The sequence below is a fragment of the Streptomyces sp. NPDC051105 genome, from assembly GCF_040682795.1.
In the GTDB taxonomy this organism is placed as follows: domain Bacteria; phylum Actinomycetota; class Actinomycetes; order Streptomycetales; family Streptomycetaceae; genus Streptomyces.
Genome location: NZ_JBFBBR010000017.1, coordinates 211002 through 218254, shown reverse-complemented (window position 1 = coordinate 218254; position 7253 = coordinate 211002). Strand labels below are relative to the sequence as shown.

The following is a 7253-nucleotide window of genomic DNA, read 5'->3' as shown; positions in this document are numbered from 1 at the left end:
CCCTGACCCAAGTACGTCCAGTACGAGGCTCAGGGCCCGGCACGCCCAGAGCACGCACCTGACGCCGCGGGGCCCGCCCTTCGGGCGGACGACGGGAATTTGACGACAGGGCCTAGGCTCGTGGCCGGTTCAACCTGCCTGAGATCGGAGAGCCCGCCCATGGAGAACGCCGCCGGACTGACCTTCCGCGACGCCACCGACGCCGACGTGGACGCGCTGGTCACGCTGATCGAGTCGGCGTACCGGGGTGACGCCAGCCGGGTCGGCTGGACCACCGAGGCGGACATCCTGGAAGGGCAGCGCACCGACCCCGACGGCGTCCTCGAAGTGATCAAGGCGCCGGACGGCAAGCTGCTCGTCGTCGAAAGGGACGGCCGGGTCGTCGCCTGCTGCCAGCTGGAACACCGGGGCACCCACGCCTACTTCGGCATGTTCGCGGTCAGCCCCGACCTCCAGGGCGCCGGCCTCGGCAAAGTCGTCATCGCCGAGGCGGAGCGCCAGGCCAGGCATGACTGGGCCGCCACGGAGATGCACATGACGGTGATCTCCGTGCGCGACGACCTGATCGCCTGGTACGAGCGGCGCGGTTACCGCCGTACGGGAAAGATGACGCCGTTCCCGTACGGCGACGAGCGCTTCGGTATCCCGCAACGCGCCGACCTGCAGTTCGAGCTGCTGGTCAAGCCACTGGTGTGACGGCTCACGCGGTGAAGCGGGCGGTGCGTTTGATCTCCGGGTAGTCGGTCGTCGCGCCGTCCAGCTGGAGGGCGCGCACCAGCCGCAGGTCGTCCTGGGTGTTCACCACCCAGCCGATCACCCTGAGGTCCGCCTTGCGGGCTTGCTCGACGACCTCCAGGGTCAGCCGCCGGATGTTGAGGCAGAGGGTCGCCGCCCCCGCCTCCCGGGCCCGCTCCACCACGTCGGGGCCGTAGCGGCTGGCGATCAGCGCGGTGCGCACGCCCGGCACCAGCCGGGCGATCTCGGCGACGGCCTCGTCATGGAACGAGGACACCTCCACCCGGGACACCAGGTCCCTTCGCCGCATCAGCTCGGCCAGTGCGCGGGCCGCGACCACATCCTTGATCTCGGCCTGCAACGGCGTCCGTACCGCGTCCAGGACTTCCTCGAACACCGGCACCCGCTCACCGCGGCCCGCGTCCAGGGTGCGCAGCTCCTCCAGGGTCTTCTCGGCGATCGGGCCGGTGCCGTCGGTCGTGCGGTCGACCTCCGCGTCGTGCATGACGACCAGGGCGCCGTCCTTGCTGAGGTGCAGATCGAGTTCGATCAGGTCGAGGCCGGCCTGCTGGGCGGCGACGAAGGAACGGAGGGTGTTCTCGGGCTCGACGCCCATGACTCCGCGGTGACCGATGGTAAGGAAGTTCAAGATTCAACTCGCTTCCGTCGACGGCGGCGGGGGTGCACGCGCGCGGACCGTACGACGGGACGTCGCTGTCCATGCGGCTGGGCGCAGCCTAATGGCCGCTCGTCACGATGAACCCGTACGTACACGGGGGATTGGCGCGCGGGGCGCGCGGTGTCTGGCTCGTACCCCTGTCGGCGGTCACCCGGGGGTGGGCGCGTCCCGCCGGGTATTGACCGGCCGGATCCATGCGGTGCCCGGGAACTGACCCCTCGTCACCGGTCGTAGTGAATGTGAGCGCCTTCACGGTTTTAGACAGGAAAAAGCGCGGTGAAGATGGAGTGCCGCAGGATAATTTCCCGAGGGGCCCCTTGCTGGGAGAAAGCCCGTATGCATACGGTGTCCTTACGCGAGGTGCTCCCGTGGAGGATGGGTCATGACGGAAATTCTTGTGCAGGTGGGTTCGGAGGAGCGGGTTCCTCCCGTGACCAGGGTGGTCGAGCACCCGGCATGGCCCGTGCTCAAGGATGGGGTGGAGCGGATCCGGCCATGGCAGGCCAAGGACGGGTCGATCGACTTCGACGCCGAGAACGGCCCAGGCCGCGCCGACGCCGAGCGGGCCGTCGACCAGGTGATCGCGGCCGTCGAGGAACTGTCCGCGCTGCTCCCGCACGACGCCGACTACCACCGTGCCCTGGTGACCGACCTGCGGCGCTGGGCGGTCGGCGGTTTCCAGGTGCCCGACTTCCTCGACTCGCTGCTGGCCTTCCAGCCCGCCGCGAGCCGCGCCCACGGCCTCCAGCACCTGGTCGTCTTCCCGATGTACACCCAGAACGGCAACCCGGACCGCAATCTGGAGGCGGTCGTGCTGCGCATGGTCTGGCCCGACTGGCTGGCCGAGCTGGAGCGCACCCGGTACGACAACCCGCTGTTCTGCGGCATCACGTTCGAGGACTTCACGCCCGGCTACGACACCAACTCCGCCGTCCTCTTCCCTGAGACCATCGCCGTGCGCCAGGCGCCGGAACGATTCTCCTGGGGCGGTATCTTCTGCGACCGCGAGGCCGCCCGCTTCCGCCGGGTCACCGACGCGGCCGTCGACATCCTGGGCCTTGAACTCCCTGACGACATCGCCGCGATGGTCCACGACCAGAAGCGCTGCGAAGAGGCCTTCGTGCTGTGGGACATGGTCCACGACCGCACCCACAGCCACGGCGACCTGCCGTTCGACCCGTTCATGATCAAGCAGCGCCAGCCGTTCTGGATGTACGGCCTGGAGGAGCTGCGCTGCGACCTCACCGCCTTCAAGGAGGCCGTGAAGCTGGCGGCCGACGGTGTCCCGCAGGCCCGTGACGTGCAGTACGCGGTGCTCTTCGACCGCATGTTCCGCTTCCCGGTCACCGGCGACCGCGTCCGCAACTACGACGGGCTCGGCGGCCAGCTGCTCTTCGCCTACCTGCACAAGCACGACGTGGTCCGCTGGACCGACAACCGGCTCTCCATCGACTGGGAGCGAGCCCCGCAGGTCACCAACCAGCTGTGCGCCGAGATCGAGAAGCTGTACAAGGACGGCATCGACCGCCCGAAGCTCGTCCACTGGTTCGCCGGCTACGAGCTGGTCGCCACCTACCTCGCCCCGCACCCCGGCTCCAAGTGGGCCAAGGGCCCGGACGCCCTCGACCTGACGCTGCCGCCGCGCAAGCTCGTGGACGACGTGCTTCCCGACGAGTTTCCGCTGAGCATGTTCTACGAGGCCCTGTCCAAGAAGCTGAAGAACGTGATCGCCGAGACCAAGGGCATCACGGCGGACAGCGCCGAGCCGGTCGCCGCGTGAGCGACCGGTTGCGGAACACTGCTCAAGATCTGCGGAACACTGCTCAAGAGGGGAAGCACATGGCGGGCAACGGGTCTCTCAGTGGTGCGGTGATCGCGGTGGCCGGGGCGGGCGGACCCGCCGGGCACGCGACCCTGGTCAGGCTGGCGGAGGCGGGCGCGACCGTCGTCGGCGCCGACAACAATCCCGAGCGCCTGGCGGAGGCCGTGGACGCGGCCCGCTACGCGGGCGGCGGTGCCGTGGTCACCGGTGAGACGGTCGACCTGCTCGACCTGGACTCGACCCGGGCCTGGGCCGACCGTATCGAGAAGGACCACGACCGGATCGACGGCCTCGTCCACCTGGTCGGTGGCTGGCGCGGCAGCGCCAACTTCGCCGAGACCGACCTCGCGGACTGGGACCTGCTGGAGAAGCTGCTGATCCGCACCGTCCAGCACACCTCCCTGGCCTTCTACGACGGCCTGCAGCGCAGCGACCGCGGGCGGTACGTGCTGATCAGTGCCGCCGGCGCCTCGAAGCCCACCGCCGGGAACGCCGCGTACTCCGCCGCCAAGGCCGCCGCCGAGGCGTGGACGCTCGCCATGGCCGACGGCTTCCGCAAGGCCGGGGGTGAGGCGGGCCCGACCTCCGCCGCTGCCATTCTGGTGGTGAAGGCGTTGGTGCACGACGCGATGCGCGCCGAGCGGCCCAACGCGAAGTTCGCGGGTTTCACGGACGTCAAGGAGCTGGCCGAGGCCGTCGAGGGCGTCTGGAGCAAGTCCGCCGCCGAAGTGAACGGAAACCGTCTGTGGCTGACCGAGAAGCCGTGAACCCTCCCAAGACCGACGCGCGCCGCCACCACGACCCGCAGGTCCGCGGTTTCGCCAGTGACAACTACGCCGGAGCCCATGCCGAGGTACTGGCCGCCCTGGCCCTGGCCAACGGCGGCCACCAGGTGGCGTACGGCGAGGACGAGTACACCGAGAACCTCCAGCGGATCGTCCGCGGCCACTTCGGCGCGACCGCGGAGGCCTTCCCGGTCTTCAACGGCACCGGCGCGAACGTCGTCGCGCTCCAGGCGGTCACCGACCGCTGGGGTGCGGTGATCTGCGCCGAGAGCGCGCACATCAACGTCGACGAGGGCGGTGCCCCCGAGCGCATGGGCGGCCTCAAGCTGCTCACCGTGCCCACCCCCGACGGCAAGCTCACCCCGGAGCTCATCGACCGGCAGGCGTACGGCTGGGACGACGAGCACCGCGCGATGCCGCAGGTGGTGTCCATCACCCAGAGCACCGAGCTGGGCACCCTCTACACGCCGGACGAGATCCGCGCGATCTGCGAGCACGCCCACGCCCACGGCATGAAGGTGCACCTGGACGGCTCCCGGATAGCCAACGCGGCGGCCTCCCTGGACGTCCCGATGCGCACGTTCACCAACGCCGTCGGCGTCGACATCCTCTCCCTGGGCGGTACCAAGAACGGCGCGGTGTTCGGCGAGGCGGTCGTGGTGATCAACCAGGACGCCGTCAGCCACATGAAGCACCTGCGCAAGCTGTCCATGCAGCTCGCCTCCAAGATGCGCTTCGTGTCGGTGCAGCTGGAGGCGCTGCTCGCCAAGGACCTGTGGCTGCGCAACGCCCGGCACGCCAACGAGATGGCCCAGCGCCTCGCCGAGGGCGTCCGGGCCGTGCACGGCGTGGAGATCCTCCACCCGGTGCAGGCCAACGGGGTCTTCGCGCGGCTCCCGCACGATGTGAGCCTGCGGCTGCAGAAGCGCTTCCGGTTCTACTTCTGGGACGAGGCGGCCGGGGACGTGCGCTGGATGTGCGCCTTCGACACGACCGAGGAGGACGTGGACGCGTTCGTGGCGGCGCTCAAGGAGGAGATGGCGCGCTAGCCGGGGCCTTTCGCCCATTGCATAGATATGCGGTCACCTGAAAAGTCATTGACGCTCGGGTGATCGCATTTCTATGCTCTGCTCCCATGGAGCTGATCCAGAACACCGCTGACCTGTCCGCGTACTTGGCCGCTGACGAGGTCATCGACCATCATCATCCCGTGGTCCGGGAGGCGGCCGCCCGGCTGGCGGCGGGAGCCGAGGACTCGTATGCCTATGCGCGGGCCGCCTACGAATTCGTGCGGGACGCCATCCCGCACTCCGCCGACGCCGGCGATCCCCGGGTCACCTGGCGGGCCTCGGACGTGCTGGAGCGGCGCACCGGCATCTGCTACGCCAAGGCCCACGCCCTCGCCGCCCTGCTGCGCGCCGAGGACATCCCCACCGCCCTGTGCTACCAGCGGCTGGCGGACGACGACGGAACCGGCCACGTCGTGCACGGACTGGTCGCCGTCCGCTTCAACGGGGCCTGGCACCGCCAGGACCCGCGCGGCAACAAGCCCGGCGTCGACGCCCGGTTCTCCCTCGACGGCGAGCGGCTGGCCTGGACCCCCGACCCGGAGTGCAATGAGGTGGACTATCCGGTCCTGTACGCTGAACCTCACCCGGCCGTGCTCGGCGCGCTGACAGCGGCGCCCGACCGCCCGTACCTGTGGAAGACGCTCCCCACCGCACTCTGAGGCAAGGCAGATGACTCTCACGCTCACCGTGTCCGACGAGGTGCGCGCCCTCGCGCCCGGCTTCACGCACCTCGCGATCGAGGCCTACGGACTGGTCAACGGGCCCAGCACCGAGGCGAGTTCGGCCCTCCTCGACGACGCGGCCCGACGGCTCGCGGTACGCCTCGACGGGCGCGCCCCGCACGAGGACCCGCACATGGCGGCCTGGCGCGCGGCCTACACGGCGTTCGGATCCAAGCCGTCCCGTACCCGGAACTCCGCCGAAGCGCTGGCCAAGCGGGCCCTCGCGGACGGCGGCCTGCCCCGCATCAACCTGCTGGTGGACCTCTACAACGCCATCAGCGTCGCCCACCTGATCCCCGTCGGCGGCGAGGACCTCGACCTCATCCAGGGCGGGATGCGCCTCGTGCGCGCCACGGGCGAGGAGGACTTCGTGACGGTCGCGGGCGGCGCGGAGGTCGTCGAGCGCCCGGACGCCGGCGAGGTCGTGTGGTGCGACGCGGCGGGCGTCACCTGCCGCCGCTGGAACTGGCGCCAGGGTCCCCGCACCCGGCTGACCGAGCGGACGACCTCCGCCGTCTTCCTGCTGGAGAGCCTCGCCCCGATGCCGGTCGCCGAGGTCGAGGCGGCGGGCGCCGAACTCGCCGAGCTGTTGGAGAAGTTCAGCCCAGGGGCGGCTGTCGAGGTGCGGGCGCCCGAGTCGGCGGGGTGAGGCTCAGACCGCCTCGGCCGCCTTCAACTGCTCCTGCGTGGGCGCCGTACCGCCCAGATGGGTCGGGAGCCACCAGGTGTCCGCCGAGTCCTTCGGACGGGCGGGGTAGGCGCGCTGGGCCGCGTCCAGCAGGTCCTGGACTCGGTCGCGCAGGCGGCGGGTGATGGCGCCCGCGTACTGGTCGCGCGGGGCCTCGACCGGCTCGCCCACCCGGATGGTGACGGGGAGGTGGTTGCGCTTGAAGTTGCGCGGCTGGCCCTTGGTCCACAGCCGCTGTGTGCCCCACAGCGCCATCGGGATCAGCGGGACGCCGGCCTCCTGGGCGAGGCGCGCCGCACCCGACTTGAAGCTCTTCAGCGTGAACGACTGGGAGATCGTGGCCTCCGGGAAGACCCCCACGATCTCACCCGACTTGAGCGAGTCCAGCGCGTGCTGGTACGCCGTCTCGCCCTGCGTGCGGTCCACCGGGATGTGCTTCATCCCGCGCATCAGCGGACCGGAGATCCGGTGCCGGAAGACCGATTCCTTCGCCATGAAACGCACCAGGCGCTTCTGCGGCAGAGCGGCCAGGCCGTCGAAGACGAAGTCCAGATAGCTGATGTGATTGCTCACCAGCACCGCTCCGCCCGAGCGCGGGATGTTCTCGGAACCCTGGCAGTCGATCTTGAGGTCCCAGACCTTGAACAGCGTCTTGGCGAAACCGATGACGGGACGGTAGACCAGCTCGGCCATGGGCGGGGCGGACCCTTTCTGCTCTGCCTGGGAAAGGGGTTCCCGGCGCGAAAGTTACG

At 69.9% G+C, this 7253-nt stretch carries 8 protein-coding genes; 6 read left to right on the top strand and 2 right to left on the bottom strand.

Annotated features, from left to right (window positions below; translation table 11 throughout):
- The first annotated feature begins 159 nt into the window (after nt 1-159).
- Nucleotides 160-696 carry a GNAT family N-acetyltransferase gene (locus AB0N16_RS34260; RefSeq protein ID WP_365803590.1) on the top strand — a complete coding sequence of 179 codons (537 nt, stop codon included), beginning with the start codon at nt 160-162 and terminating at the stop codon, nt 694-696.
- Between the two features lie 4 nt (nt 697-700).
- Here the strand turns inward: AB0N16_RS34260 and AB0N16_RS34255 are convergent, their stop codons facing one another.
- A complete protein-coding gene (locus tag AB0N16_RS34255; RefSeq protein ID WP_365803588.1) occupies nt 701-1384 on the bottom strand; it encodes a glycerophosphodiester phosphodiesterase family protein in 684 nt (227 codons plus the stop codon).
- Nucleotides 1385-1796: 412 nt separating this feature from the next.
- Here AB0N16_RS34255 and AB0N16_RS34250 point away from each other — a divergent pair, with 412 nt between their 5' ends.
- The 5 genes from AB0N16_RS34250 (at nt 1797) to AB0N16_RS34230 (ending at nt 6462) form a co-directional block, all read left to right on the top strand.
- Complete coding sequence (locus AB0N16_RS34250) at nt 1797-3194, top strand: DUF6421 family protein (RefSeq protein WP_365803586.1); 1398 nt, start codon at nt 1797-1799, stop codon at nt 3192-3194.
- Nucleotides 3195-3253: 59 nt separating this feature from the next.
- Nucleotides 3254-4003: an SDR family oxidoreductase gene (locus AB0N16_RS34245; RefSeq protein ID WP_365803584.1), complete on the top strand. Its 750-nt coding sequence runs from the start codon at nt 3254-3256 to the stop codon at nt 4001-4003.
- On the top strand, nt 4000-5070 hold the full coding sequence (locus AB0N16_RS34240; protein ID WP_365803582.1) for a low specificity L-threonine aldolase: 1071 nt from the start codon (nt 4000-4002) through the stop codon (nt 5068-5070). The genes AB0N16_RS34245 and AB0N16_RS34240 overlap by 4 nt, the downstream gene beginning before the upstream one ends.
- Before the next feature lie 86 nt (nt 5071-5156).
- A complete protein-coding gene (locus tag AB0N16_RS34235; protein ID WP_365803579.1) occupies nt 5157-5750 on the top strand; it encodes a transglutaminase domain-containing protein in 594 nt (197 codons plus the stop codon).
- 10 nt (nt 5751-5760) lie between these two features.
- Nucleotides 5761-6462, top strand: coding sequence for a phenylalanine--tRNA ligase beta subunit-related protein (locus AB0N16_RS34230; RefSeq protein WP_365803577.1), 702 nt, complete (start codon nt 5761-5763; stop codon nt 6460-6462).
- Between the two features lie 3 nt (nt 6463-6465).
- Here AB0N16_RS34230 and AB0N16_RS34225 read toward each other — a convergent pair whose 3' ends face one another.
- A complete protein-coding gene (locus tag AB0N16_RS34225; protein WP_365803575.1) occupies nt 6466-7194 on the bottom strand; it encodes a lysophospholipid acyltransferase family protein in 729 nt (242 codons plus the stop codon).
- Nucleotides 7195-7253: the final 59 nt, after the last annotated feature.

Excerpts from the sequence above, each read along its gene's own strand:
- AB0N16_RS34225 (WP_365803575.1), bottom strand. The coding sequence starts at position 7,194 with ATGGCCGAGCTGGTCTACCGTCCCGTCATCGGTTTCGCCAAGACGCTG.
- AB0N16_RS34230 (WP_365803577.1), top strand. The coding sequence starts at position 5,761 with ATGACTCTCACGCTCACCGTGTCCGACGAGGTGCGCGCCCTCGCGCCC.
- AB0N16_RS34245 (WP_365803584.1), top strand. The coding sequence starts at position 3,254 with ATGGCGGGCAACGGGTCTCTCAGTGGTGCGGTGATCGCGGTGGCCGGG.
- AB0N16_RS34250 (WP_365803586.1), top strand. The coding sequence starts at position 1,797 with ATGACGGAAATTCTTGTGCAGGTGGGTTCGGAGGAGCGGGTTCCTCCC.
- AB0N16_RS34235 (WP_365803579.1), top strand. The coding sequence starts at position 5,157 with ATGGAGCTGATCCAGAACACCGCTGACCTGTCCGCGTACTTGGCCGCT.
- AB0N16_RS34260 (WP_365803590.1), top strand. The coding sequence starts at position 160 with ATGGAGAACGCCGCCGGACTGACCTTCCGCGACGCCACCGACGCCGAC.